Source organism: Psychroflexus tropicus DSM 15496, from assembly GCF_000378765.1.
GTDB classification, from domain to species: domain Bacteria; phylum Bacteroidota; class Bacteroidia; order Flavobacteriales; family Flavobacteriaceae; genus Psychroflexus; species Psychroflexus tropicus.
Genome location: NZ_KB905342.1, coordinates 243,829 through 270,411 on the forward strand (window position 1 = coordinate 243,829; position 26,583 = coordinate 270,411).

At 36.6% G+C, this 26,583-nt stretch carries 24 protein-coding genes; 6 read left to right on the forward strand and 18 right to left on the reverse strand.

Annotation, left to right across the window (positions count from 1 at the left end; all coding sequences use genetic code 11):
* Positions 1–64: 64 nt before the first annotated feature.
* Positions 65–1,159 carry an endonuclease/exonuclease/phosphatase family protein gene (locus F598_RS0100990; RefSeq protein ID WP_019037142.1) on the forward strand — a complete coding sequence of 365 codons (1,095 nt, stop codon included), beginning with the start codon at positions 65–67 and terminating at the stop codon, positions 1,157–1,159.
* A gap of 83 nt (positions 1,160–1,242) precedes the next feature.
* Positions 1,243–1,467, forward strand: coding sequence for a hypothetical protein (locus tag F598_RS0100995; protein ID WP_019037143.1), 225 nt, complete (start codon positions 1,243–1,245; stop codon positions 1,465–1,467).
* Positions 1,468–1,632: 165 nt separating this feature from the next.
* Here F598_RS0100995 and F598_RS0101000 read toward each other — a convergent pair whose 3' ends face one another.
* Together F598_RS0101000 and F598_RS0101005 are read right to left on the reverse strand one after the other, a co-directional pair.
* Positions 1,633–2,019 carry a hypothetical protein gene (locus F598_RS0101000; RefSeq protein ID WP_019037144.1) on the reverse strand — a complete coding sequence of 129 codons (387 nt, stop codon included), beginning with the start codon at positions 2,017–2,019 and terminating at the stop codon, positions 1,633–1,635.
* A 135-nt stretch (positions 2,020–2,154) separates the two neighbouring features.
* Positions 2,155–2,604, reverse strand: coding sequence for a nucleoside deaminase (locus F598_RS0101005; RefSeq protein ID WP_019037145.1), 450 nt, complete (start codon positions 2,602–2,604; stop codon positions 2,155–2,157).
* Positions 2,605–2,903: 299 nt separating this feature from the next.
* On the opposite strand from F598_RS0101005, the gene F598_RS0101010 reads away from it, so the two are divergent.
* Positions 2,904–4,679 (forward strand): 1-deoxy-D-xylulose-5-phosphate synthase, encoded by a 1,776-nt coding sequence (locus tag F598_RS0101010; protein WP_019037146.1) that lies wholly within the window; start codon positions 2,904–2,906, stop codon positions 4,677–4,679.
* A gap of 2 nt (positions 4,680–4,681) precedes the next feature.
* Here F598_RS0101010 and F598_RS0101015 read toward each other — a convergent pair whose 3' ends face one another.
* The 16 genes from F598_RS0101015 to F598_RS0101090 form a co-directional block, all read right to left on the reverse strand.
* The gene (locus F598_RS0101015; protein WP_019037147.1) at positions 4,682–5,410 is read right to left on the reverse strand and encodes a metallophosphoesterase; all 729 of its coding nucleotides are present in this window, start codon (positions 5,408–5,410) and stop codon (positions 4,682–4,684) included.
* A gap of 1 nt (position 5,411) precedes the next feature.
* On the reverse strand, positions 5,412–6,551 hold the full coding sequence (locus F598_RS0101020; RefSeq protein WP_019037148.1) for an ATP-binding protein: 1,140 nt from the start codon (positions 6,549–6,551) through the stop codon (positions 5,412–5,414).
* A gap of 131 nt (positions 6,552–6,682) precedes the next feature.
* Complete coding sequence (locus F598_RS0101025) at positions 6,683–9,922, reverse strand: TonB-dependent receptor (RefSeq protein WP_019037149.1); 3,240 nt, start codon at positions 9,920–9,922, stop codon at positions 6,683–6,685.
* 215 nt (positions 9,923–10,137) lie between these two features.
* Positions 10,138–11,391, reverse strand: coding sequence for a peptidoglycan DD-metalloendopeptidase family protein (locus tag F598_RS0101030; RefSeq protein ID WP_019037150.1), 1,254 nt, complete (start codon positions 11,389–11,391; stop codon positions 10,138–10,140).
* A gap of 124 nt (positions 11,392–11,515) precedes the next feature.
* Positions 11,516–12,385 (reverse strand): ATP synthase F1 subunit gamma, encoded by an 870-nt coding sequence (atpG, locus tag F598_RS0101035; RefSeq protein WP_019037151.1) that lies wholly within the window; start codon positions 12,383–12,385, stop codon positions 11,516–11,518.
* Between the two features lie 10 nt (positions 12,386–12,395).
* Entirely contained in the window at positions 12,396–13,976 is a 1,581-nt protein-coding gene (atpA, locus tag F598_RS0101040) for a F0F1 ATP synthase subunit alpha (protein ID WP_019037152.1), read from the reverse strand.
* A 41-nt stretch (positions 13,977–14,017) separates the two neighbouring features.
* Positions 14,018–14,545, reverse strand: a complete 528-nt coding sequence (gene atpH, locus F598_RS0101045) for an ATP synthase F1 subunit delta (RefSeq protein WP_019037153.1) — start codon at positions 14,543–14,545, stop codon at positions 14,018–14,020.
* Between the two features lie 11 nt (positions 14,546–14,556).
* Positions 14,557–15,051: a F0F1 ATP synthase subunit B gene (locus F598_RS0101050; RefSeq protein ID WP_019037154.1), complete on the reverse strand. Its 495-nt coding sequence runs from the start codon at positions 15,049–15,051 to the stop codon at positions 14,557–14,559.
* 74 nt (positions 15,052–15,125) lie between these two features.
* A complete protein-coding gene (atpE, locus tag F598_RS0101055; protein ID WP_019037155.1) occupies positions 15,126–15,350 on the reverse strand; it encodes an ATP synthase F0 subunit C in 225 nt (74 codons plus the stop codon).
* Positions 15,351–15,376: 26 nt separating this feature from the next.
* A complete protein-coding gene (atpB, locus tag F598_RS0101060) occupies positions 15,377–16,465 on the reverse strand; it encodes a F0F1 ATP synthase subunit A (RefSeq protein WP_019037156.1) in 1,089 nt (362 codons plus the stop codon).
* A gap of 131 nt (positions 16,466–16,596) precedes the next feature.
* On the reverse strand, positions 16,597–16,995 hold the full coding sequence (locus F598_RS0101065; protein WP_019037157.1) for a DUF6168 family protein: 399 nt from the start codon (positions 16,993–16,995) through the stop codon (positions 16,597–16,599).
* A 7-nt stretch (positions 16,996–17,002) separates the two neighbouring features.
* Positions 17,003–17,218: an AtpZ/AtpI family protein gene (locus F598_RS0101070; protein ID WP_019037158.1), complete on the reverse strand. Its 216-nt coding sequence runs from the start codon at positions 17,216–17,218 to the stop codon at positions 17,003–17,005.
* On the reverse strand, positions 17,193–17,594 hold the full coding sequence (locus F598_RS0101075) for a bactofilin family protein (protein WP_019037159.1): 402 nt from the start codon (positions 17,592–17,594) through the stop codon (positions 17,193–17,195). The genes F598_RS0101070 and F598_RS0101075 overlap by 26 nt, the downstream gene beginning before the upstream one ends.
* A 1-nt stretch (position 17,595) precedes the next feature.
* Complete coding sequence (gene porW, locus F598_RS0101080) at positions 17,596–20,163, reverse strand: type IX secretion system periplasmic lipoprotein PorW/SprE (RefSeq protein ID WP_026302436.1); 2,568 nt, start codon at positions 20,161–20,163, stop codon at positions 17,596–17,598.
* A gap of 107 nt (positions 20,164–20,270) precedes the next feature.
* The gene (locus tag F598_RS0101085; protein WP_019037161.1) at positions 20,271–20,975 is read right to left on the reverse strand and encodes an ABC transporter ATP-binding protein; all 705 of its coding nucleotides are present in this window, start codon (positions 20,973–20,975) and stop codon (positions 20,271–20,273) included.
* A gap of 9 nt (positions 20,976–20,984) precedes the next feature.
* Positions 20,985–22,460, reverse strand: coding sequence for a DUF5687 family protein (locus F598_RS0101090; RefSeq protein WP_019037162.1), 1,476 nt, complete (start codon positions 22,458–22,460; stop codon positions 20,985–20,987).
* Between the two features lie 122 nt (positions 22,461–22,582).
* On the opposite strand from F598_RS0101090, the gene F598_RS0101095 reads away from it, so the two are divergent.
* The 3 genes from F598_RS0101095 to F598_RS0101105 all read left to right on the forward strand — a co-directional run bounded on the left by F598_RS0101095 (position 22,583) and on the right by F598_RS0101105 (position 26,527).
* Positions 22,583–24,190, forward strand: a complete 1,608-nt coding sequence (locus F598_RS0101095) for a M14 family metallopeptidase (protein WP_019037163.1) — start codon at positions 22,583–22,585, stop codon at positions 24,188–24,190.
* A gap of 3 nt (positions 24,191–24,193) precedes the next feature.
* Positions 24,194–25,924 (forward strand): M14 family metallopeptidase, encoded by a 1,731-nt coding sequence (locus F598_RS0101100; RefSeq protein ID WP_019037164.1) that lies wholly within the window; start codon positions 24,194–24,196, stop codon positions 25,922–25,924.
* Positions 25,925–25,993: 69 nt separating this feature from the next.
* A complete protein-coding gene (locus F598_RS0101105) occupies positions 25,994–26,527 on the forward strand; it encodes a 3-hydroxyanthranilate 3,4-dioxygenase (RefSeq protein WP_019037165.1) in 534 nt (177 codons plus the stop codon).
* Positions 26,528–26,583: the final 56 nt, after the last annotated feature.

Here is a 26,583-nt window from a genome sequence, read left to right on the forward strand (position 1 = left end):
TGCAAATGTATTTAAATTATATTTTTGTATTCTAATCGGAGATAAGAGTTTACAATAAATTAATATGGCCACACTTTCATCAAAAAAATTTACCTGCTATTGGATCATTATCTATTTTTTAGTTTTAGGCTGTAGCTCGACAGAAAAAGCAACGAATAATACCTCAGGCTCGGATGAATTTTTGATTAATACCGTTGCATTTTACAACCTAGAGAATCTTTTTGATACTAAAAATGATCCAGATAAGTTTGATGAAGCTTCGCCTATTATGGAAATTGCAGAAGGAGAACGGGAATCTATCTACAAAAAGAAAGTCGCCAATATGGCTAAAGTTATTGCAGACATTGGGTCTGAAACTACTGGATTGCCACCAGCTGTGATTGGAGTCTGTGAAGTTGAGAATTTTAAAGTCTTACAAGACGTGGTGAATGATAAGCGTTTATCTGCCTACAATTATGGAATTATTCATTACAATTCACCAGATGCACGAAGTATAGATGTGGCTCTGCTTTATCAAAAACGAGTGTTTCAGCCTATCCATTCCAAAGCGCATGAACTCGTTCTTTACGACGATACCGATAGAAGCAAGCGAAAATACACTAGAGATCAATTGCACGTTAAGGGTAAATTGGATGGAGAAGATATACATTTTATAGTGAACCACTGGCCCTCTAGGAGTGGCGGGGAAAAGCGTAGCAGACCTAATCGTGTGAATGCTGCTAAACTGACCAAAAAAATAAAAGATTCTATTTTAACCCATGAACCCTATGCTAAAATTATGGTCATGGGGGATTTTAATGATGGGCCTTATAACGAAAGTATTAAAGGAGTTCTAGAAGCCAAGGAATCTTCAGAAGACTTGAGACTTACCGACCTTTACAACCCTTTTGAAAAACTCCATAAAAAAGGAGTGGGAACGATTGCCTGGAGAGACACCTGGGATGTCTTTGATATGATACTGGTCACTAAGTCTCTTACAGATAAAGATGATTATTCTTCCTATAAACTATATCAAGCCAACATTTTTAATCCTTACTATCTACAAAATCCAAAAGGACGTTATAAAGGCTATCCTTACAGAGCCTTTGCAGATGGTGGATTTACAGGAGGATATAGCGATCACTTTCCAGTGTATTTGTACCTGATTAAAAAGAAATAAGCAGCTATTGAGCTGACCTTCAGTTAATTTTAATATTTATTTGACAGGCATTCCCAGTGGATCTAGTTAGTTTTAATCAAAAAATGAAAAATCCAGGAATACCTCTACTGATTTTAACCACTTTAATTTTAATTCTAGTTACCATATTTGCCTCTTTAGGACTTGCCTTTTCCTGGGTGTTTTACCTGACGGTATCAGGGCAAGCTACTCTTGTATTCGCTGTTTATAAAGTTCTGACTGATGATTACCAGACTGAAAAGACCTTTAAAGATTGGTACGAAGATCGACCAGAACCCAACGACGATTAGACTCAGGCTCCCTAGTTCAATGGATAGACAAAAGTTTCCTAAACTTTAGATCTAAGTTCCCTGCCCGATCGTGAAAGCGGGCGGGGATTCCTAGCGGAGCTACTTAAAGAATAATCTCAAGCAAGAGCCTGAGATTATAGATTAGCGTTGATCTATGAAAAAATATTATTTGCTATTTATTTTGAAAGTTAGGTCTTCATCATCTTTTTCAAGAAATTCACCTGTTGAGACTAACCCTTTTTTATCCTTTGCTTTAAGAAAATAGTAATAAGTATCTTTCAAAGTATCGTAAGATTTAATCAATTCAAATTCTGCCAAATCAACTTTTTTATTTTCTTCTTCTAAAAAGCGTCTTTCCCACTTTTCTTTTATATCATTTAGTTTCATATTCACTTTATCATCATTAGAAAGTGAATAAAAACTTGCCTCTTCAAGAGCTAGGATTTCATTACCAACTTCATCTTTCTTAATTTCATTCTTTTCTTTTACACAGGATGTGAAAAGAATTAGAAGTAAAACAACGACATTATTTAATTTTATAAGTGTTTTCATAGTTTTTAATTTTGCTTTAAATTAGAAAAAAAAAATCAATTATTACATACCTAACTGTTAAATTTTAAATGATATAACTAAATTTACGGTTAAAGCATAATGATCTGTAATAAAGATGAATTTTTTTATGAATTATCAATTCAAATTCCGCTTTTGGATAAAAAACGCCTTCAATAATTTGGAGGCTTCTTCTTTAAGAATTCCAGATTTTACTTTGGTTTTGGGATGCAGCTTCGTATTCATAGCTCTGTAACCACGCACGTCATCTTCGGCAGCGAAGACCAGCCGCGACAACTGACTCCAGTACAAAGCCCCGGCACACATCTGGCAGGGTTCCAAAGTCACGTACATGGTGCAATCTCTTAAGTATTTTCCCCCGATAAAGTTGGCTGCCGCTGTAATCGCCTGCATTTCGGCGTGAGCAGTGACATCGACCAGGATTTCAGTCAGGTTATGACTTCTGGCTATAATTTGATTCTTATGGGTGATGATTGCTCCCACTGGCACTTCTCCCTTATCAAAAGCCAAATGGGCTTCTTCCAGGGCTTTTTTCATAAAGTAAGTATCGTCGAAAGGGTTCAGCATTCTCAAAAATAAAATTTCTAAGTTAGAAATATTCAGTTTACAAAAAATAACAACAAAGCCACAGAGAACACAGAGAAAAGCTCTGCTAATATTGAGTCTCTATGGGAAGTAATCAATTATTGATATGTCAACTCTATTATAAAAACTTCAGCTGTGTCCCAATTACCACAAAGTCACAGAGTACACAAAGAAAATCCTACTACCTAACTCCTATTTCCAAGCGGCTCATCAACTATTCACTCCTAAAACTAAAAAACTAAAGAACTAACAAACTCAAAGACTATTGCTAACTTTGTGTCATGAGTAATACTTTACTTTCAACGATTAACTCCCCTGCAGATCTCAGACAGTTGAATGAGAATCAATTAACCCAGGTCGCTCAAGAGCTGAGAGCCTTTATCATTGACGTGATCGCGACCAAAGAAGGGCATTTAGGAGCGAGTCTGGGCGTCGTAGAATTAACCATTGCTTTGCATTATTGTTTTAACACGCCTGACGATCTTTTGGTTTGGGACGTGGGGCATCAGGCTTACGGACATAAAATACTGACTGGGCGTCGAGACATATTTGAAACCAACCGAAAACTCAACGGTATTTCGGGCTTCCCTAAACGGGAAGAAAGTCCTTACGATACCTTTGGGGTTGGACATAGCTCCACCTCGATTTCTGCTGCCTTAGGAATGGCTATTTCCTCACAGCTGAAAGGGGATTATGATAAGCAACACGTTGCGGTCATCGGTGATGCCTCCATTGCCTCAGGAATGGCGTTTGAAGGCCTCAATCATGCCGGAGTCACCAAAGCTAATTTGTTGATCGTTCTCAACGACAATGCCATTGGCATCGATCCTAGTGTGGGGGCTCTCAAAAGTTATTTAACCAAAGCTAAAATCGGTCAAAAACCTCCGAATGATAATATTATTGAAGCCCTTAATTTTCATTACGAAGGTCCTGTGGACGGCCATGACTTGCCAGAACTTTTAAAAGCTTTTGAAAAGCTGAGAAGCATCAAAGGCCCTAAACTTCTGCACGTGATCACCAAAAAGGGTAAAGGATTAAAGCAGGCGGAAGAAGACCAGGTAAAATACCATGCCCCAGGAAAATTTGATAAAACCACTGGTGAAGTATTGCCTAAAAACAATGAAGGCCTGCCCCCAAAATTCCAGGATGTGTTTGGCTTAACGCTTTTGGAGTTAGCAGAACAGGATGAGTCTATCGTTGGTATTACCCCAGCGATGCCCACAGGAAGCTCCTTAAAATACATGATGGAAGCATTTCCAGATCGCGCGTTTGATGTGGGCATTGCCGAACAACATGCAGTGACGCTAGCCGCGGGGATGGCTACTCAGGGCCATAAAGTATTTTGTGCGATCTACTCCACCTTTTTACAAAGGGCTTACGATCAGGTGATTCACGATGTGGCTCTGCAGAGCCTTCCAGTGATCTTTTGTATAGACAGAGCTGGATTGGTGGGCAACGACGGCGCGACTCATCATGGAGTTTTCGATTTGGCCTATTTACGCTGTATCCCCAATCTGATCATCGCTGCGCCAGCCGATGCAATTGAGCTGAGACTACTTCTATATACCGCTACTCAAGATTTACAACAGCCCATGGCGATTCGCTACCCGAGAGGACGAGGTGAAATTTTGGACTGGAAAGCCAATTTTAAAGCTTTAGACATAGGAAAGGGCAGATGTTTACGAGAAGGCTCAGAACTGGCTGTATTAAGCTTAGGAAGCATATCAAGCCATGTCTCTAAAAGTATTGAAGCTATCGCTGGCAGGTTCAGCATAGCCCATTACGATTTACGGTTTTTAAAGCCTTTGGATGAAGACCTGCTAAACTCTGTTTTTGAAAAATTTGACCATATACTCACAATCGAGGATGGCACTGTGAAAGGTGGTTTTGGAGATGCGGTTCTGGAATTGGCTCAAGCTGAACTCTATAAAGGTGATATTCATAAACTGGGAATACCCGATCAATTTATAGAACACGGAGATACTGATGAACTCTATGAAATCGCTGGGATATCTTTAGGACAAATCAAAGAGAAGATCCTTTCGATCCTAAGTTGATCTTAATTTCTACCCGTTTCATTAGGATACAATTCATACACTGGATCGCTTTGCCAAAACTCTTTAGTATCGATATCTAGAATACTGATGGGCCCTTTAAACGCTGCCCCCGTATCTATATTCCAAACATTGGCTAGATTAACTGGCTCTGTTTTTCCTATGCGAGTGGTAGGCGTATGACCGATATAAATCTCTTTAAACAGTTTTAGTCTGCTAGGATAAAAATCATCCTCTGGTTGTAAAGATTTATCCATAGCCAAAACCATTTCCCAAAGGGTTCTATCCCAATACACCGTATTCGAGTAGAATTCTGAAGTCGGTCCATGCATGTTGGCAAAACCCGCATGAAGAAATAGCCTATTCTGTTCATCTATATAGTAATCAGTTAGATTTTCAAGGAATAAACGGTGCAGGTCTTTGATGGTAGAACTCACATCCTGATAAGCTTTCATCGTGCTATCTCCTCCGTGTTGTAACCATTTAGGGATAGATTCTGCCGTTCTAAACCAGTTAAGCACCAATGCATCATGATTCCCTCTTATAAAAATACAATCCTGCTCCTCTTTCAGCTGTATTAAATAAGATAGTAATTCCGGTGTACCACTCCATCCGTCGACATAATCACCTAAAAAGATTAATTGATCTTCTTTCTCTACTTTTGCTCGTTTCATCACCTGCTCCAAAGCATTATACCCTCCATGTATATCACCAATCACCAGCGTTCTGCTCATCTTAATTGTATTTAATTTTTCGTAAAATTCTCATATTGTCTTTTAACCTCTGATAAGCTTTTTGATGACTTTGATTTAGTAAAGGCTTTGCCTCTTCCAGCTTGCCTAATGAATTTTCGAAACCATTGAGGTAAGCAATAAGATAAATTGTTGAGAGATTCACCATTTCGCTTTGTTCAGCATTGCTAAGATTCAATTTCTTTTTGAGCTTATGCAATAAACTATCGTTATGATTTAGATAATGTCTTAAGGTCTTTTGGTCAAACTGAGGGGCTTCAAATACCAATTTGGATTCTATATCATAATTCATATTGTCTCTAAAATTGATACTCACCTTTTCCAAGGGATAGTATTTAAATTTATTCTGAAGACCGAGCTGAACATATTCCAAAATTTCAAACTTGTCCTCATCAAATTGAATTTCAACTTCATCTAAATCAGAATAAAACAATTTGACCTGTTCATTGATTAGTTGAATGTTGACTCGGGAATAAAAGGTTTTATCTCCAACTGTTTTGGGTTTAGCCGCCCAACAGAGGACAAAATACTCTTTAAAAACTTTATATTGAGGGTTAAAATCTTTACTCTTTAATATAAAGTCGTGAAAGCCATCTAGGGTGAGTTCAATATTATTTTGGGAGTTCTGTTCTATCGCAGAAACTATTTCTGAATTGATATCCTTGATTTCAATATCAAATACCTTTGGCTTGCTGATGCTACCTTCCCGCATAAATACAGTCCCTCCCCAGTACTTCCAGATATTTTTCCGCAATGAGCAGATGCTGTTATCTCGTTTAGGCCGAATACTCACCAGGCCTACTACTTTATCCTCTGGTAAATGAGGAAACTGAACATTTTCATAGGAGACCACGGGAGGATGATCCAAATAGGCGTTGATTAAATTCTGGATTTTACTATCATCAAAAAAGTCTACCCCAACAATTTCATTATTTTCATCTTGAATGCCGATGACAATATAAGAGTTGTTATCTGGATTGGTATTAGAAAGCGAACACACATGCTTTAGAAATTTGGCTTTCCCTTCCTTGGTACCTATATCGACTCGCAGCTTCTTATCATAGAAGCTATTTTCTCCATTGTGAGCTAGCAGATTTTTAATAAGTAGACGCTTGTTAATCATAGACTTGTCTAAAATTACAAGAAAAATCTTAATTGGTCTTGATCACAGTTTGAAATGAGTACAAAAAAAAGACCTCACAGTCCCGAAAATTTGGGACTGTGAGGTCTAGAGCATTTATAACTTATCTACTGTTAGTTAAAGATATATCTTAAACCAACTTGCATTTGCCATCTAGAAGATAAAATACCTGAGTCATCGAAGTTTTGTATACCTTCTTCGTTAAGACGATTGTTGAAAGAAAATTCTGGGTTTGGACCAGCTACTTCAGTAGTTAATACTTCCACATCTCCAGAAATAAATGGCCTACGTCCCCAATCTTTATTGATTAGATTAGTAAAATTAAAAATGTCAAAAGATGCTTGTAAAGTGTGCTTCTTATTAAAAGCTTGAATTGAAAAATCCTGTAGAAATTTTAAATCCAATATATGACTCCATGGACCGAAATCACCATTTCGTTCAGCATATTGCCCTCTTCTTTCTCTTAAATATTCATTATTTTCAATAAAACTATTAAAGTTTTCCCATTGTGTTTGTTGCTGCTCTGGAGTACCAATGAAAGTTATTTCATTCGCGTTTCTAGGAATATAAATTAAAGCATTATCTCTATCATCGTCATTAAGTAAATTCTCTTCATTATTATAAATAAAACTGTATGGAGTACCCTGCTGACCAGTATAAAATAAAGATAATGTACTTTTCACGTTATCATTCCACTCGTACTCATAAGAAACATTAGCTGCAATTCTGGACCCTGAAGCGAAGCCTGAACGCTGTATACCAGGATTTGCATTCTTTCCATTTACAGTTGTAAGTGTGTTCCACTGAGAAGAATTTTGGGAGGATGTTCCATCAAAAATACTGTAAGCATCTCCATAAGTATAAGCTACTTGACCAGCAAACCCGTTTTCAAATGGTTTTGTTAATTTGAACGTCGCGTTATAAGAGTAGCCTTCATTTGTATTGGTTCCTAAATAAATACCAGAATAAGTATCATCTATTACATCTGTTCTATCATAAAAAGGTCTACCATCTGCTCCATTTAAGCGTCCAATTGGTCCTTTAACATTAAGGTTTTCATAAAATACCGCATTCAGAACATCATTGTAAAGGAACTCTCCAGAAGCAATTAAACCCCATACTGGTAATTTTTGATCTACAGCAATATTATATTTCGCCACTTGAGGTAATTTTATGTCAGGTGCAAATAAATCGATTTGACCACCTACTCCTCCAGTTCCAGGTTCAGCGCCTGGCTGTACGGGTTGATTATTTATATCGCCACTAAAGAAAACATCTCCAGGTAATTGGAAATCTCTAACTTCACCAACTACAGTACCTGTATTGTTGTAGGCGCCTCCAGGCCATACTAAGGGAATTCTCGAGGTAAATACACCTACACCACCTCTTACTTGTGTAGTTTTGTTTCCACCTACATCCCAGGAAAAACCAAGTCTTGGAGAAAAGTGAATCTGAGCATCAATCGGTTTTCCTACTCTCGCTCCTTGAAGGTCCTTTCCGTTTGCTTCTAAAAGAGCAACTGTTCTTGTATTAAAGTCTGGATTATCAATTCCATCTTCAAAAAATGGTACATCAATACGAAGTCCTAAACTAACTCGAAAATCATCACTAACATCTACGTCGTCCTGAACATAGAATCCTAATTGAGAATAAGAAAACTCTGCAGCTCCTTGTGAATTGTCACCAACACCACCTAATAAAGAATAACCTCTTCTAAAAAATCTTGCTGGTGCTTCATTTCCATCAACACCGTCTAAATAAGTGTTGAAATCAGCTAATGATCTAAACGTGTAATCTCCAAAATTCTGTCTAAAGAAAACATTCTTAGAATCAAAGTATTCGAAGTTTGCACCAAAAGTTAACTTGTGACGACCACTATACACTTCAAAGTTATTAGTGATGTTCAACACTTTTTGTTCTAATAAGTTAGCCGTAGAAAACGGTTCAGAACCGAAAAATATATTACCAGAGAAGAATTCATCACCAATTTGTCTATTATCCTGAATTCTAACTGCTGGGAATGGATTTCCTATTGGGCTTCTATCATCTACAACATCAGTATAGGCCACAATCAAGTTATTTGAAATATCAGAACCATTTGTGTATTTCCACTCTAAAGTTGAAGAATTTGATCGTGAAGGGAAAAGTACCCCTCTATTATTATAATTGATATTCGAAATTGTACTAGACCTAGGATCTCTTTGTTCAGCTTCAACATAGTTATTTCTAAATGTCAAGCTATTATTGTTGTTTATGTTCCAGTCAAGACGTGTAGTAATCTTATCACTAACCAGACTACTAGTATTACTATCAAAACTACCAGGATCATAACCGTATGTGTTAATTAACCCTTGCCTAAGGGCTGCGAGGTCTGATGGTGTAGAAGCTCCTTGATAAAGAGCAACATTAAAAGGCTGAGGGGTTTGCTCATCTTGTCTTTCATAGTTGATGAAGTAAAATAATTTATCTTTTACAATTGCTCCACCAACTCTTGCTCCAAAAAGCTCAGCAGTAAAATCATCAAGCCTTTCTCTATTCTCTTCACTTATGGCTGTAGGAGTTTTCCCTGCTAAATCTTGATTTCTTAAATAATAGTAAGCCGAACCTTCTGTATTATTTGTTCCCGAACGTGTAATTGCGTTTATAGAACCTCCAGCAAAACCGGATTGTCTCACATCAAATGGAGAAAGGTTTACCTGGAATGACTCAATCGCATCAATAGAAATTGGGCTTACACCGGTTTGCCCTCCATTAGTTCCTGTTGGAGAGAGTCCAAAAGCATCATTGTTTACAGCACCATCAATATAGATCGCATTGTAACGGTTGTTTTGCCCTCCTAGTGAAATACTTCCGCTCTCTCCAACTTGAGCTTCCGGAGTTTTTCTAATGAAGTCTCCTAATGATCTTGTAGCAGATGGTAAATTTAAGATTTCTCTATTTGAAATATTAGTATTGGATCCAGTTTGGCCAGAATCAAAAATGCCATTCTTAGACGCTGAAATGATGACTTCATCTAATGCATTGTTCGACTCCGCCATTTGTCTGCTAATTTTTTCAGCATCACCAAGTCTTAAAAAAACTCCTTCTAACAGAATATCTTCAAAACCTACATAAGTAATTTTTACAGTGTAAGGTCCGCCAACACGCATGTTGGGTATTCTGTAGAATCCATCAAAATCGGTTACAACACCGTACTGAGTTCCAGTTGGTGTATGCACAGCAATAACATTAGCTCCCGGAAGAGGCTGGTCGTTGTTGTCTGTGATCTGACCGTTAATAGAGGAAGTTGTTACCCCTTGTGCAAATAAACCTACTCCCATCATTAAGAATAAGCCAAGTAGCAATTTTTTCATTTGAAAATGTTTTTGTTTATAATTTGCTGCAAAGTAAACTCAGATTGAAAGTTCTAATATTAAGCTAAGGTTAAGAAACCTTGTTAAAAAAGTAATATGAAACTAATCTACATAAGGAGTTTGGTGAGTCAGAAAAAGAGTAAAAACTTTTAAGCCAAGCCAGTTGTGGTTTGGCTTGACACCTTAAAGCAACGGATAAAAATTAACAGCTATTATTATAAAATAGACTTGTAGTCCACCTGGTCTATTTTAACCTTTAAGGGTTCAATAAAGTCGAAATAAACAGGCTTTAATTCTTCCTTCATGGGTTCTGCATCAGGAAGTTCTTGCTTATAGGGATCAACTTGCCTGCCATTAACCCAGAATCGGTAACAAACGTGAGGACCGGTAGCTAAACCAGTCTGACCTACATAACCTATGATTTCACCTTGTTTGACATATTGACCAACCTTCACCGCTCGTCTGGACATGTGAAGGTATTGCGTAGAGTATTTGTTGGTATGTCTAATTTTTACATACTTACCATTTCCTCTGGTATAACTAGACTTAGTGACAACTCCGTCTGCAGTAGACCAGATAGGTGTTCCTGTTCCTGCAGCATAGTCAGTCCCTTTATGAGCTTTCCATCGTTTTTGTACGGGATGGAAACGTCGTCTGGTATATCTAGATGAGATTCTATTAAATTTTAATGGGGCTTTTAGAAAGAATTTTCTCAAGGTTTTGGCGTTTTCATCAAAATAATCAGTACGACCGGTTGTGGAATCTACCTCAAATTCAAAAGCATAAAATTCACGCCCTCTGTGTTTCAGTACAGCTGCATCTATAGATTCTAAGCCAGCGTAAATAGTATCGTCAATATACTTTTCTTTGTAGATCAGCTTGAACTGATCCCCTTTCTGAAGTCTAAAAAAGTCCACACTCCATTGATAGATATCTGCAAATCTGTTGGTCAACAAGTAATCTAAGCCTGCTTCATCTATAGCTGCTGAAAGCGATGAAGAAATTACACCCGATGTAGATTTTTGCTTAATCGTTACTGGTTTAGACTTAGCCTGACCCTTCAAACTATCCAAACTAATAACTGCATAGTCAATTAAAGACTTTTGGTATACAAAATGCTGAACTCGCTGAGTAGAATCTTTACTTTTAAAAAGCACATAAGGCTTACCTGAGTTAATTCTTCTAAAATTCATTATAGAATCTGGAATGCCTTCTGTAATTTGATATACTTTGGCTGGACTCACTCCGTGACTATCCATAATAGTCCCAAAAGTTTCTCCTCGTCTTACCGTGTCGAAAACCACCTCAAAATTACTTAAGTCGAAACCAAACACTTTAGGCTTAGTTTCAAGCTTAATGGTCTTTACTTGTTCGTTTTCCGGAACAGTTTGTTTCACATCATCCTGACAAGAGTAAATAAAAAAGCTTAGTATTATTAAGAGGAAATGAAACTTGAAGGGTCTTTGCATGGAGGTTTTAATTGAAAACGTCAAAAAATTATATTAGTATAAAAAATAAAACAAATTTAATTGGCGAAAGCTTGTAATCAAAAAAACCTCTAAAAAGAGGTTTTTTTGATAGGTTTGGTAGTATCTAACTATCCGCTAAAGCTTCAGCTCCGGCAACAATTTCTAAAATTTCATTAGTAATCGAAGCTTGTCTGGCTTTGTTATAAGATAATTTTAAATCATCTCTCAACTCTGTGGCGTTATCTGTGGCTTTGTGCATGGCCGTCATACGTGCTCCATGTTCTGAAGCAACAGAGTCTCTTATGGCTTTGAACAATTGAATTTTTAAAGACTTCGGAATCAACTCTTCAACAATCTCTTCCTTGTTAGGTTCAAAAATATAGTCTGAAGATAAATTTCCTTCCTCTTTTTGGCTAGCTGGCTTGATCGGTAAAAATTGCTCTGTAGTTACAATTTGGGTAGCTGCATTTTTAAAGCTATTATAAACCAATTCTATTTTGTCGAAAGTATGTGATTTAAATTGAGTCATAAGCTCTTCAGCTATTTCAGCTACAACTTCATAGGTGAGGTCATCATAAATCTCATTATGGTTTCCAACAGCATCGTGTGATTTGTTCAATACATCACCAGCTTTTTTACCAATATTGAGAATTTTCACCTCTTTACCAGCGTATGTTTCTGTCGCAAGGCTTCTTACTCGCTTAACTATGTTGGTATTGAAAGCACCAGCAAGTCCTCGATTGGAAGATATAGCAACAATCAAAACTGAATTCACATCTCTTTGATCTGAATAAGGGCTATTCGTATCATTTTCTAGAGAAGCACTTAAACTCTGCAAAAGCTCAGTAAGCTTTTCTGCATAAGGACGCATGTCCTCGATTGCATTTTGAGCTCGGTTCAACTTTGCAGCAGAGACCATTTTCATGGCACTGGTAATCTGCATGGTAGATGATACCGATGTGATTCTACTTCTTAATTCCTTTAAATTAGCCATAAGTTAATGGTTATGCTTTGTATTTCGCAGATATTTCTTTGGCTGCACTTGTAAGCGCATCTGTAATTTCATCTGTAAGCTTACCTGCTTTTAATTGATCTAAAGTTTCTCTATGCTTAGCATTTAAAAAGTTTAGATAATCTTTTTCAAATTCTTTAATCTTTTCAACAGGAACTTCCCTCATCAAGTTTTTAGTTCCTGCGTAAACAATCGCGATTTGATCTTCAACTGCATAAGGACTTGCCTCTGCCTGTTTTAGAATCTCAACGTTACGCTTACCTTTCTCAATGGTATTTTGAGTAGAAGCATCCAAATCTGATCCAAACTTGGCGAAGGCTTCAAGTTCTCTATATTGTGCCTGGTCTAATTTAAGAGTACCAGCCACTTTCTTCATGGATTTAATCTGAGCAGAACCTCCCACACGAGAAACAGAGATACCAACGTCAATTGCAGGTCTTACACCAGAGTTAAATAAGTCTGAAGTAAGAAATATCTGTCCATCTGTAATGGAGATGACGTTTGTAGGAATATAGGCAGAAACATCACCAGCCTGAGTTTCAATAATTGGAAGCGCTGTTAAAGAGCCGCCCCCTTTTACTTTATCTTTTAGAGCTTCTGGTAAATCGTTCATCTGACTGGCAATACCATCGTCATTAATGATTTTGGCAGAACGTTCTAATAATCTTGAGTGAAGGTAAAATACATCACCAGGATAAGCTTCACGGCCTGGAGGTCTTCTTAACAATAACGACACCTCACGGTAAGCTACCGCTTGTTTAGATAAATCATCATAGATAATAAGAGCCGGTCTTCCCGTATCTCTAAAATATTCACCGATAGCCGCCCCAGCTAATGGAGCATAAACCTGCATTGCTGCGGGGTCTGAAGCATTAGCTGCAACAATTGTAGTGTAAGCAAGTGCTCCTCTTTCTTCTAAAAGATTAGCAATACCTGCAACAGTAGAGGCCTTTTGACCTACGGCAACATAAATACAGTATACTGGTTCACCTTTATCGTAAAATTCTTTCTGGTTCAGGATGGTATCAATACAAACTGAAGTTTTACCAGTCTGTCTATCACCAATCACTAACTCTCTTTGTCCTCTTCCTACCGGAACCATCGCATCAATCGACTTGATACCGGTTTGCATTGGCTCGGTAACAGGCTCTCTATAAATAACACCTGGTGCTTTTCTTTCGATAGGCATCAAGAAGGTTTCCCCTTCGATATCGCCTTTTCCATCGATAGTTTCACCAAGGGTATTAACAACACGTCCTACAATCCCTTCTCCAACTTGAATTGAAGATATTTTTTTGGTTCGTTTTACAGAATCCCCTTCATTGATATCGGTAGATTTACCAAGAAGTACAACACCTACTGTATCTTCTTCCAGGTTAAGAACCATACCATTGAGTCCTCCTTCAAATTCTACAAGCTCTCCTAACTGAGCGTTGGTAAGACCATAAACATTGGCAATACCATCTCCGACGCGAAGAACTGTTCCTACTTCATCTAGTGAGGTTTCAGATTCGAAACCAGAAATTTGCTTTTTTAAGATTGCTGAAACTTCAGCAGAGTTTACTTCAGCCATAATTTATTGTGCATTAAATGGTATATACATACCGTTTAGTATTATGATAATTGTCTTTTGAATCGGTTAAGACTTCCTGACACACTAGCGTCAAATTGAAGATCTTTCAATCTGAGTATAAATCCCCCAAGAATAGATTCATCAACTTGGTTGGTAAGATTTGCTGTGAAGCCAGTAATTTCTTTAATTTTAGTTTGAACTTTTTCTTCTATGTCTTTAGTCATCTCTACAGCTGTAATGACAGTTGCAGATTGAATATGATGCTGAGAATTGTAAAGTGAAATATAAGCTTCAGAAACTTCGTCTAGTATTTCGACTCTATTATTGGCAGCTAGCGTTTTGATCAGTTTTTTGACCAGATCGTGAGCCCCATTAAAAACCTCTAAAAGCACCGCTTCTTTTTTACTTACTTCCACTAAAGGACTTGTCATCATCAATTTCAAATCCTTGTGTTCTGAAATTGTAGAACGAATCGTAGTAAAATCATTAAGCACTTTCTCGTCAAGCTTTTCAGCTTGAGCTAGCTCAATAACCGCCTTTGCATATCGTCTTCCTGCTCTACTTCCCATAAGAGGTAATCTTAATTAAGTTTAACGTCATCAAGCATTTTATTGACCAAGTTCATTTGCTCTTTTTTATCATCAAGTTGTTTCTTAACAACAGATTCAGCAATTTGAACAGACAATTCTGCAACTTGAGATTTAATTTCAGATAAAGCTTGTTTTTTTTCACTTTCTATAGTGATTTGAGCTTTTTCTAAAATTCTTTCGGCTTTGTCATTAGCATCTTCAGTAGCTTCAGAAATGATAGATTTCTTCATTTCCTGTGCCTCTTTCAACATTTCGTCACGTTCGGCTCTGGCTTGTTGAAGCATTTTTTCATTATCTGCTTTCAAGTTTGCCATTTCTTCTTTGGCTTTTTCTGCAGAAGCTAAAGCATCATTAATCGAAGCTTCTCTTTCACCAACTGCTTTCATCACCGGTTTCCAGGCGAACTTAGTTAGCAAAAAAATCAAAATGATAAGGACAACGACTTGCCAAACAAATAAACCGTATTCTGGAGTAATTAAATCCATTTATAATTGTGTTTTTAATTCAAAAAATAAAACCCTCACCCAACCAACCGTTGGCTGTGAGGGTTTTCATCATTTTAAGCGGTCAATACACCTAATAGAGCAGCAACAACTCCGAAAAGAGCAACACCCTCTACAAGTGCAGCAGCAATAATCATTGCCGTTTGGATTTTTCCAGAAGCTTCTGGTTGACGAGCGATAGCTTCCATGGCAGAGCCACCGATTTTACCGACACCAATTCCAGCTCCTAAAACTGCCAAACCAGCTCCTAATGCTGCGATACCTACGTGTAATAATTCCATAGTAAATAAATATTAAAAATTAAAGATTAATGATGTTCATGTTCTTGTACTGCCATGCCAATAAATAAGGCGGACAACATTGTAAATATAAAGGCTTGCAAAAATGCAACTAATAATTCTAAAACTGTAATGAATAAAGCAAAAGGAACAGATATAGCAGCTACTCCTGCAGTTTCTAAAATAAATATCAACCCGATTAAACTCAAAATTATAATGTGACCCGCAGTGATATTGGCAAACAAACGAATCATAAGGGCGATAGGTTTAATGAAGACCCCTAATATTTCAACAATAGCCAAAATTGGTTTTACAAAAGTTGGGATACCAGGCATCCAAACAACGTGTTGCCAGTAGTCTTTATTGGCGTTGACCAAAATCAAAACCAAAGTAAATAGACCAAGAGCAATAGTAATAGAAATATTACCAGTAACGTTGGCCGCCCCAGGCAATAGACCCATTAAGTTGGAAATCCAAATAAAGAAAAACACGGTGAGTAAAAAAGGCATATACTTCAAATATTTCTTTTCACCAATCTGTGGTTTTGCGATTTCATCTCTAACGAAAACAACCAAAGTTTCCAATATATTTTTAAATCCTTTCGGAGCGTTTTTAGACTTCTTATAATGCTTAGCCAATCCTACGAATAACAAAATCAACAGCAAAGCAGACAGCAACATAGAAGCGACGTTCTTGGTAATCGATAAATCAAAAGGCCTGTTAGCATTTAGGGCTGCATGAGTTTTTTCATCAAACTTCAAAGCTTCTTCTCCCTCATCTAATACATAAATTTTTTCATGATAATTCACGAATTTTTGTCCATTAGACTCTACGACATGCTCTCCCTCGACATCATGATGAAATGCACTCGACATAAAAGTGGTTAAACCTTCATCTGTCCACAAAATAACAGGAAGCGGTAGCGTAAAAGCATCTTCTCCTTCTCCAAAAAAATGCCACCCATGAGAATCACTAATGTGGTGCATGATCATTTCGGTAGGATTAAATTCTTCTGTTAATTCCTCATCAGTATCAGTTTTGGCAACAGAATTAAAGGAATTCAAAAAAAGGACAAGCATTAAAGCCACTGTAATCTTAAAAGATTTTTGTGTAGACATAGAAAGTTGACTTAATATCAATTCAGAAATTTCGTGCAAATGTAAGTTTTTCCTTTCTAATTTTAAATGAAAGCTTTGAAAAAATATTTAATCCATAATTTAATATGATGGAGCTCTGAATTTTTGTAACTCTATTCTGTCTTAGTAGGCTCTTGAGCGTTGATTAATTTAATGACCTGAACAGCTTCAAAAATCAAATAGAGAAAATAAGGGATAAAAAAATTGAGAATATTACTAAAGTTAGGTTTATCTTCTGAAAGCATACCTGGCAGCAGAAAAAGAATAGCAGCAAGCATTTTTAATAAACTGGTCCCCATAAAAGCAAATCCAGTGTGGTCTTTGGAATTAGACTGCACCCAAAACACAATTCCTGCAACGACTAGCGCAGATAGAATATGGAATGCGTAGATAGAACCCAAACTATAGTAAGTGATGATCTCATAGAAATAGTCCAGTAGCCAATGAATCAAAAGAACTACTGCAGAAAATAATAAAATTGAGATATATGACTTTAATAGTTTAGAATTCATATTGAATTTAATCCTGAAAATTTTTTAACGAAAGAATCACGTGAGCTAAGGCCACAAAAATACCCCCTAAAGATAACACTATAGTAAAGACTTTGGAAGAGTCGGTATAATTGGCATCTAGCCACCTACCTAAAAAAACAGAAGCGGCAATTATAATGGCCATTTGAAGAGCGATACCAGAAAAATATAACCAGGGTTTAGGCTGTTTTTTCTTTTTTGGCATCTGCAGGTAAAGATTTCACAGCTCCTTTCATACTACATGTCGCATTAAAAATAGCGCCAGGTTCTATAGAAAGTTTATCTGTAAAAACGTCTCCTTCAATTTTGGAGGTTGCTCTTAAAGTTAAAAGTTTAGACACTTTTAATTCTCCTTTAAATTCTCCCTCAAAATCAGCATTTTCACATTCAATAAGGCCCTCGATGTAGCCTGTTTTTCCTACGACAATTTTTCCTGGAGTTTTGATATCCCCAATCACTTTCCCTTCAATTCTAAAGCTGCCTTGCGATTGAATCTCTCCTTTAAAAACGGTGCCTTGAGCTATTTTGTTTTGCTCTTTTGTTAAATCTGAATTCACTGGTTTATTTTTTTCTGTAAACATGTTATTTGATTTTGTCTAAGTAGTCATCAAGGTTTTTATTGATTTGAGCAATCCTATAATTCTTCTGTGATATCACAAAATAAGTCAAATTTTTATCAATAATAGCATTTTTGATAAACTTTTCTGCTAGGCCTTCTGCTCCTAATTTACTTTTAAGACCATTAATAGTTAATAAGGTTTGATTTTGGTCGTAAATATCTTCATTTAAATTGAGCTCCAGCCCCTCTTCTTCTTGCAGAGCTTGTGATAAGTTTTCTTTGACCTCTTGAATTTTATTTGCTGCTATGCTATCTTGATGAAAATCGAATACCAACAAGTAATCGGCTTGTTGGTCTGGCTTCATATCGAATTGGGAGGAAAGCGGATTTCTTTCAAGCTCTCTGTAGCGGTTTTGAGCATATTTGCCTTCCTCTGATTGTGGATAGGTCAAGGCTACATAATTTAAAGCTTCTTTATAAGCATCCGCCCCCTCAAGTTTTGCAAGTACTCTGGCTTTAAGAAGTTCCAATTTAGGAACAATAGAGTTGCCGATAAAGACCTGAGTATGAAGCTCAATTTCACTTAAAACAGCCTGGTATTGACCAGATTTGTATTCATTGTAAAGCCTTTTATAGACATTTTGTGGATTATTAGCATTCGATTTATAAGCCTCTGGATTTCTCAAAATACTTGCGTACCTAGAGTCAGAATGTTGATTCAGAATCTCATTCTTCCAATAATTCGCTTTTTGTTGATCTTCAAGTTCCAGATATATTTTATACAAGTAGTATTTAGACGGTAAAATGAGCCTCTTTTCAGGATTGCTTTTTAAAAGAGAAGTGAGTTTATCTATAGCAAGCTGCATTTCTCTGAATTTCTCTTTATAAATAATGCCTAACTGATAGTAAGCGAAATTTCTTTCATCATAGATACTATCTATCAATTTTTCATCGGTAGGAATTTGAGCGATGTAAGTCTCAGGATCGTACTCAGGCTTGAGTGGTTGATCTTCGTTTGCTACAGAAGCATCTTCATCGATACCTGAAGCAAATTGTGGATTTGCTCTCCAATCATCTGTTAACTCGAGATCGCCCCATAACTTTCTAAAGGATTCTTCGCCTCTTTGCTTTTGGGTAAGATCATAAAAATAAAACTTAGAGCTGCTGTTTTGCCTTCCTCCAATCTGACTCCGCTGAGCTCCAAATCTTGAGTTACCTAATGTAGAAGCGGGAGATTTGGCAAACACACTTTTCTGTTCTTCTTTTAGTTTTTCTGTATAATCCTTAAAAATCCTGAGACGCTCTTCTTCTGAAGCATTTACCAGATTAATAATACTGTCGTTTGTCTTGGCAATTCTTTCAAACTTAATAACATCCTCCAGATTATCTCTTTTTCTTTTAATTTGTCTAAACTCTCTGGTTTGCTTAGCCAAATTGGTTAACGTACTATCGTAATATTTTCCAGCTGTTTCATAAGAAGCTTTATCAAAATAAATTTCACCTAAATTGAGGTAATTCTGACTTTTCAAATATCGATCTCGGGGATTTTCTCTAAGCGATTTATTAAAGGACTGAATAGCTAGAGTAATAGAATCTTGAGCACGCCTAAAGACAGCATTATCGTAATATATAAAGTCAAGAAACGGTCGATTTTCTCGGTTTTCAGCCATCTCCTTGAAGGCTAATTCTGTGGTAAACCATTGCAATTCCTCATATCCCTTAAGACGAAGTTTTTCCAATTCTGAATGAATCAAATACCGTCGGGGTGTTTTTCGGTTCAGGGCAATTACTCTATTAAAACTGACTCGCGCTGAGTCTTTTTCGTTCAATAAAGAGTGCAATTGGCCCTTTATGTAGAGTAAGCGTCCTTTCTTCTCTTCATCTGGAGCAAAAGCAATTGCTGTTTGAAGGGTTGAGATTGCCTGCCTTTTTAGATCTTCATATATATAAGCCTGAGCTAATGTTGAACTGGCTTCGTACTGCTCTGCTGTCGATAACTCTGAAGTGTTAATCAACTCAAGCAGATTTTTTATAACCATGTCGTAATATTCTAATCTCAAATTGGTCTTCTGTAACCAAATTTTAGCTTCATTGATGGTAGAACTTTCAGGGTAATGATTTAAAATAAAGCTAAAGGCATCTTTGGCAGGAATAAAACGTTGATCTAAATATCTAGCCTTTCCTAATAATAAAAAGGCTTCATCTATTTGCGGATTATATTCTCTCCCTCCCATAAACATGGAGTGTTTCTGTATAGCCTTAGTAGCTTTTTCTTCAGCTGCTTCAAAGCTGGATATGCTGTTTTCTGAAGAATTGGAAGGTTTATTTTTTCTATCCCTTCTAATACTTAAGGGATTCTCTTTCTCTTCAACAGCCATTCTTTCAATAGGTAATATGGCCCAGTAATCTTCTGTATAAGCAGCTTCCACTTCTCTTTTACCTTTTTCCAACTCTAGATTTCCATTATAAATAATGTTATAGTAGGCAGTCATCGCGTGGAAATTCTTATTCAGAAACTTATCCTTTTTTCGGGAACATGACGAAAATAGGACAAGGCTTAATAGAGTTAAGAGAATATAATTTATACGCATGAAGTAGAATCTAAAATGTATAACTTAAAAAAGTATAGAAAAGTATTTCATTGTAAAAATAGTTGTTTTTAAACAAAAAAAAGTTGACTTGGTGCCTTAAAGCTAAATCATCTTTCGAAATACAACTCAAGCTCTTTCAAAGTAGCTTCACTGGTATGAATATCCTTTACAAGCTCTCCCTTGTCTAAGACCACTACACGCTCACAAACCTCTGTAACATGCATCAAATCATGACTGGAGACGAGAATGGTTACATTTTTTTTAACAGATAGTTCTTTAATGATTTTTTTTAAACGAATCTGAGTAGTGGGATCAAGATTCGCAAAGGGCTCATCTAAAATAACAACCTCGGGGTTTCCGATAAGTGCTGCAACTATACCTGCCTTTTTCTGATTTCCTTTAGAGAGATCCCTTAAATACTTTTTTTGATTCAAAATTTCGCCATAAAAAAAGTCTTGAAACTCTGCTAAAAGTTCATCAACCTCTGCTTTGGAAGTATTTCTCAAGTCGCCTATAAAATAAAAATACTCTTCGGCAGTGAGATACCCAATCAAAAAGCTTTCGTCAATAAATGAAGAGGTGTAGGGTTTCCAATCTTCACTTTGACTTACAACAATGCCCTTGTTTTCAATATGCCCTTTCGTAGGGAGTATCAGGTCCAGCAGTAAACTAAAGAAGGTAGTTTTTCCTGCTCCATTATTTCCAACAAGGCCAAAACTCTGACCTTTAGGTATGGTTAAGTGTTCTATATTTAGCACTTTATCTCCATTATAACTTTTGGACAGGTTTTGAACGTCTATGATTGATTCCATACGATGTGATTATTTTTTTTCTGAAAAAGCAGCGATTGTTTTATACTTTGTTTTTTGGTAGGTTTTTTCTATAAAACTTAAAAAATACGACTTAAAGGTCAGACCTAATATTCCGCTTAAAGTCAAGGCGATGATCCCGGCATTGAAGCTAATTAACTTGTAGGGCACATAGAAAATAAGCATTGGACCTAAAATCTTGGGTAAACTTATAAGCAGTTGGGTAGGGTTAAAACCCTGTGTGTTACTAAACGCTTTAGCTTTTTGATTTAATTCTACCGGAACGCGATTAAGAGCACCACCGTACAAAGTGATGAAAGAATTTAACCCAATATTAAATGAAGCTCCAGCAGCTATCATCGCATAGATATCCCAACCAAAATAGATGTAAGGAGTACTCAATATAAATGAAACCACGCAAGCCAGTGCCATCAACAACCATTTGGATTCCAGATATTTTTTATAAGATACGTTTTGACTCATCATGAGCTTGTAATACTCACTATCCCAAGATGGTACCAATTGACCAAATGTGATAAGAAATCCACCTGTGACAAAAATTGACGCAAAGGCTAAAAACACAGGCATATTCTTATAAGTATCTTGGGTGTAAAAAATCAATCCGTAAAATAAAAACAAAAAGGACATCATCAATACTTGTTTTGGCCTTGCATTCCGAGTAATCATTTTAACATCATTTTTTAAAAAGGTAGCCAGAGTTCCAAAACGATTTAAGAACTCCAAATTATAGTTTCTGAATTTTTCCTTTTTCGCCTTAACAGCCCCATCGATGTAAAAATTATTTCTTAGTAATCTATAGTTCATTTTAAATAAAAAAACAACCGTAAATAGAGGTATGAGTATAGTGTAACCAAGCTCATAAAGCGAATTGAAAAACACTCCTGTAAAAGGTGTAATGTCAAAGATGCCATAGTATTGTAGTCCAACAGACAAAGCTAATATGGATATAACAACATAAAAGGCTTTACTGTTTTTATTTAAAATAAAGTTTAAAAAATTAATTGAGAAACTTATGGAAAGTACACCTACAAACCACCCTACAATCATGACAGGATTGTAACCTTGAACTATCAATACAATAGAAAGCGGTATGAAAAATAAAAGTGGAAGTATGTTAAAAAAAGAAAAGGAGGTTTTTAATAGCAAAAATTGGATCACAGATTTTCTGCGAACCGGTAGCAAAAGCATAGGTTTTATATTCATGACCGGCAACTGTTGCATAAAATACCGAAGGCCCAAATCACCAAGCACCCAGTAAATCATGTAATTATTGATCATCGAGAAAGGATCTTGATCTGGAAGTGCTTTTTTGAAAATGAAAAACACTCCAATTCCAGCGAAAATAGCTATAGCTGCGAAATATAAGGCTGCCAGAATCATCAATATTTTGATAGCCAGACCTTTTTCAAAAAAAGAAGACCTGCGGAATTGCTTCCACTCTAAACTCAAAAACTGAGATGTTGTCATAATAAGGAGGTTTATGGATTAGTCAAGTTTTTCTGCTTTCTGTTACACTGAGATAAATAACAATTCAAATTTTCATTTTTTTAAGAGATAAATAAAGTTATTTTTATGAAAATTTTTTAAAAATGAAGCAACTTATACCTTTTTTGCTGTTGATTTTGGCTCAATACACAGCTTTAGCTCAAGCAGACTATCCAAAATTGAATGAAATATCAAAGCGTCTACAGGCATTAGACAAAGACTCAAAAGCTAGCTTAACCACTCTTACCACCACTGTAGGTGGTGAAGAGGTTTATGCTTTAAAACTGGGAACTGGAGACCTTGACCAAAAACCTGCCATAGCCATAGTAGGGGGCGTTGAAGGTTATCATGTCCTTGGCGTAGAACTCGCTTTACAGATCTCTGAGCGGATAATAAAAAATCATTCTGAAATTCTGGAAACGACCACCTTCTACGTGTTTCCAAATATGGCTCCAGACGCCTATGTTCAATACCACAGTAAGCTGAAGTATAATCGAAGAGGAAACTCTGCTGATATTGATCATGATCGTGATGGAAAACTTAATGAAGATCCTTATGAGGATTTAAACAAAGACGGGTTTATCACTCAAATCCGTATCGAAAGTCCTTTGGGAACATACATGGCTCATCCAGACGATGCTAGGCTTATGATAGAAGCTGATACTTCCTCGGCCAATGCAAAGCGGTATATGCTCTATTCAGAAGGTATAGATAACGATAAGGATGGGAAGTATAACGAAGACTTATTGGAAGGAGTTGCTTTTAATAAAAGTCTCACCTACCAATTTCCAGCGTTTGAACCTCTGGCTGGAGATTATGCAGTTTCTCAAAAGGAAAGCAGAGCTTTATTAGATTATTTATTTCAGCAATGGAATATTTATGCATTTGTTAGCTTTGGACCTGCCAATAATTTATCTTCTCCACTTAAATACAATGCACAACAAGCTAAAAAAAGAATTGTAGCATCCCCGCTAGAACAAGATGTTGCTATCAATAAAATGGTTTCAGACCTTTATAATGAAAGCATTTCACAGAAGGCTTTTATGCAGGATAATCAAGGTAGCGACGGAGACTTCTTTCAATGGGCTTATTTTCATTTTGGCAGATTAAGCTTTAGTACGCCTGGATGGTGGGTGCCAGAGGCTAAAAAAGATTCTACCTCAACATCTCCATTAGAGGAGACCAAAGCATCAAATTTCTTAAAATGGGCGAAACAAGAAAATTTAAACGATGTATTTTTAGAATGGCAGCAAGTGAATCATCCAGACTTTGAAAATAAAACAGTAGAAGTAGGTGGAGTTAAACCATTTGTAATGGAAAATCCACCATTTTCTAAAGTGGATAGTATCGCCATTGAGCACACTGATTTCATTTTGAAATTGGCTAAGAATCAACCCAAACTTGAATTCCATAACCTTAAAGTTGAACAACTGAAAGGTAATTTAAAGAGAGTTACGGTTGATCTGCTGAATAACGCCAACCTACCTACTCACTCTCAGCTTGGAGAACGATCACGCTGGCTACAGAAAATCAGAATAGAGTTGAATACTTCGAAGGAAAATATTTTAGCCGGCAACAAAATCGAGCTGGTTTCTAAAATGGATGCCTATGAAACGAAATCGTTTTCCTGGATAGTTAAAGAAAATGGTAAACTCACCTTGAAAGCTGGAGCTCCTCATTCGGGTTTTGCAGAAATAATTATAAACTTATAAGTCATGAAACATTTTAGATATACCTCCTTTATTTGTGCAGCTGTTCTATTACTTCTAAGTAGTGTAACTCAGGCACAGGAAAAATTCTTCAGAGCTATTGGAACGCCTCATCAGCCTAAAGTTGAAGCTAGCTGGAATCGATATAACACTTATGATGGTATCGTAGACCTAATGCAACAAATTGCAGATGCTTATCCTAAGTTAACCCGTCTGGAGAGTATAGGGAAATCTGTAGAAAATCGTGACATTTATATGTTGACCGTTTCAGATTTTAATACAGGAAACCCAGATGAAAAACCAGCGATGTACATCGACGGGAATATTCATTCCAACGAAATACAAGGCGCTGAGTTTTCTCTATACACGGCCTGGTACCTCACAGAGATGTTTAATGAGCTAGATTTTATCAATCAGCTGCTAAAGGATAAAACGTTCTATATCGTTCCAACAATCAATCCGGATGCTAGAGACAATTACATGAAAGAGCCCAACACCCCTCATTCTCCTAGATCTGGAATGCTGGTCTTAGATAACGATGGAGACGGAAAAGCAGGAGAAGACGGGTATGATGATCTCAATGAGGATAATCATATCACTTATATGATAAGAAAATCTCCAACGGGTCAATACATAAAAGACCCTCAAGATAATAGAAGACTTATACAAGTAGCTGAAGAAGAACAAGGCGAATATGAAATGCTGGGTTTTGAGGGGATAGATAGAGATGGAGACGGAAATGTAAACGAAGACGGTATAGGTTATTATGACCCCAATCGAGATTGGGGCTGGAAGTGGCAACCAGATTACGTCCAAAGAGGAGCTTATAAGTATCCTTTCAGCTTACCAGAAACCAGGGCTGTAGCAGATTTCGTATTGAAGCACCCAAATATTGCAGGAGCTCAAAGCTATCATAATTATGGAGGTATGATTTTAAGGGGGCCAGGAGCAGAAGAAGATAAAGACACCTACAACAGGGAAGATGTTCGCATTTATGATGCTATTGCAAAGAAAGGAGAAGAAATGATACCTGGCTATAGATATCTCACGGTCTACAAAGATTTATATTCTGTTTTTGGAGGTGAATTAGATTGGTTTTATGGGGGTAGAGGGATTTACACTTACACCAATGAGTTGATGGTGTCTTATTTGTATTTTCATAAAAATGAAGGCAGAGCAAACCAAGAAGAAGAATTAAAAGTAGATAAATACCTCACTTTTGGAGATGCTTTTGTGGATTGGAAAGAATATGATCATCCTCAGTATGGAAAAATTGAAATTGGAGGATTTAAGAAAAACTTCAGCCGTGCACATCCCGGGTTTTTACTGGAACAGGATGCTCATAGAAATATGGCTTTTACTATTTATCACGCGTATCAGACTCCAAAATTGAATATCCTAGATGTGTCAGAAAAAAGCTTAGGGAATGGTCTTAAGGAAATTACAGCTACCATTTATAACGAGCGCCTGATGCCTACTCATAGTAGTCAGGATCTTAAATTCAACATTGAAAGACCCGACTTAATCAGTATTTCAAACGCCAATGTTGTAGCAGGAATGGTTGTTGAGGACGAAGATTTCAATAAGGTTAATGAGCAGGTGGAAAACCCAGAAACTCTTCGTGTGTCTAATATTCCTGGAATGGAAACAGTTAAGGTAAGATGGATTGTATCTGGTGGAAGAAATTATAAAATTGAAGTAGATTCTGCTAAAGGTGGTAAAGCTACATGGAAGTAAAATGCTAATCTAAACTTAAGGATATAGCCGTTACTTTTCTATGTATTAACTTTAGATCAAAACATTTATATGAGCATTTCAAAACCGTTTAACCTTAACCAATGGATAGAACAAAACAGGGACTTATTAAAACCTCCTGTGGGCAACAAGAATTTATATAAGCATTCTGGAGATTATATAGTGATGATTGTTGGAGGTCCCAACGCACGAAAAGACTATCATTATAATGAGACTGAAGAGTTGTTCTTTCAACTGGAAGGAGAAATTGAAGTTCACATTCAAGAAGAGGGCGAGAAAAAAACAATGGCTCTAGGTCCAGGTGATATGTATTTACACCCTGCAAAAGTTCCACACTCTCCAGTTAGGAAAAATGGATCTATAGGTCTTGTTGTTGAAAGGAAACGGCAGAACTTAGAAGGAAAAGATGGCTTATTATGGTATTGTGATCACTGTAATCATAAATTACATGAAGTCTACTTTCCACTAAACGATATAGAAAAAGATTTTTTAAAGCATTTTAAAACTTTTTACAACAGCAAAGAACTGAGAACTTGCAAAAACTGTGGTGAAATTATGCCTGTTGATGAACGTTTCACAGCTTAATTATTGGACTGACTTAATTTTACTAAATTCGTTCAAAATCAAGAAAAATAAAATTT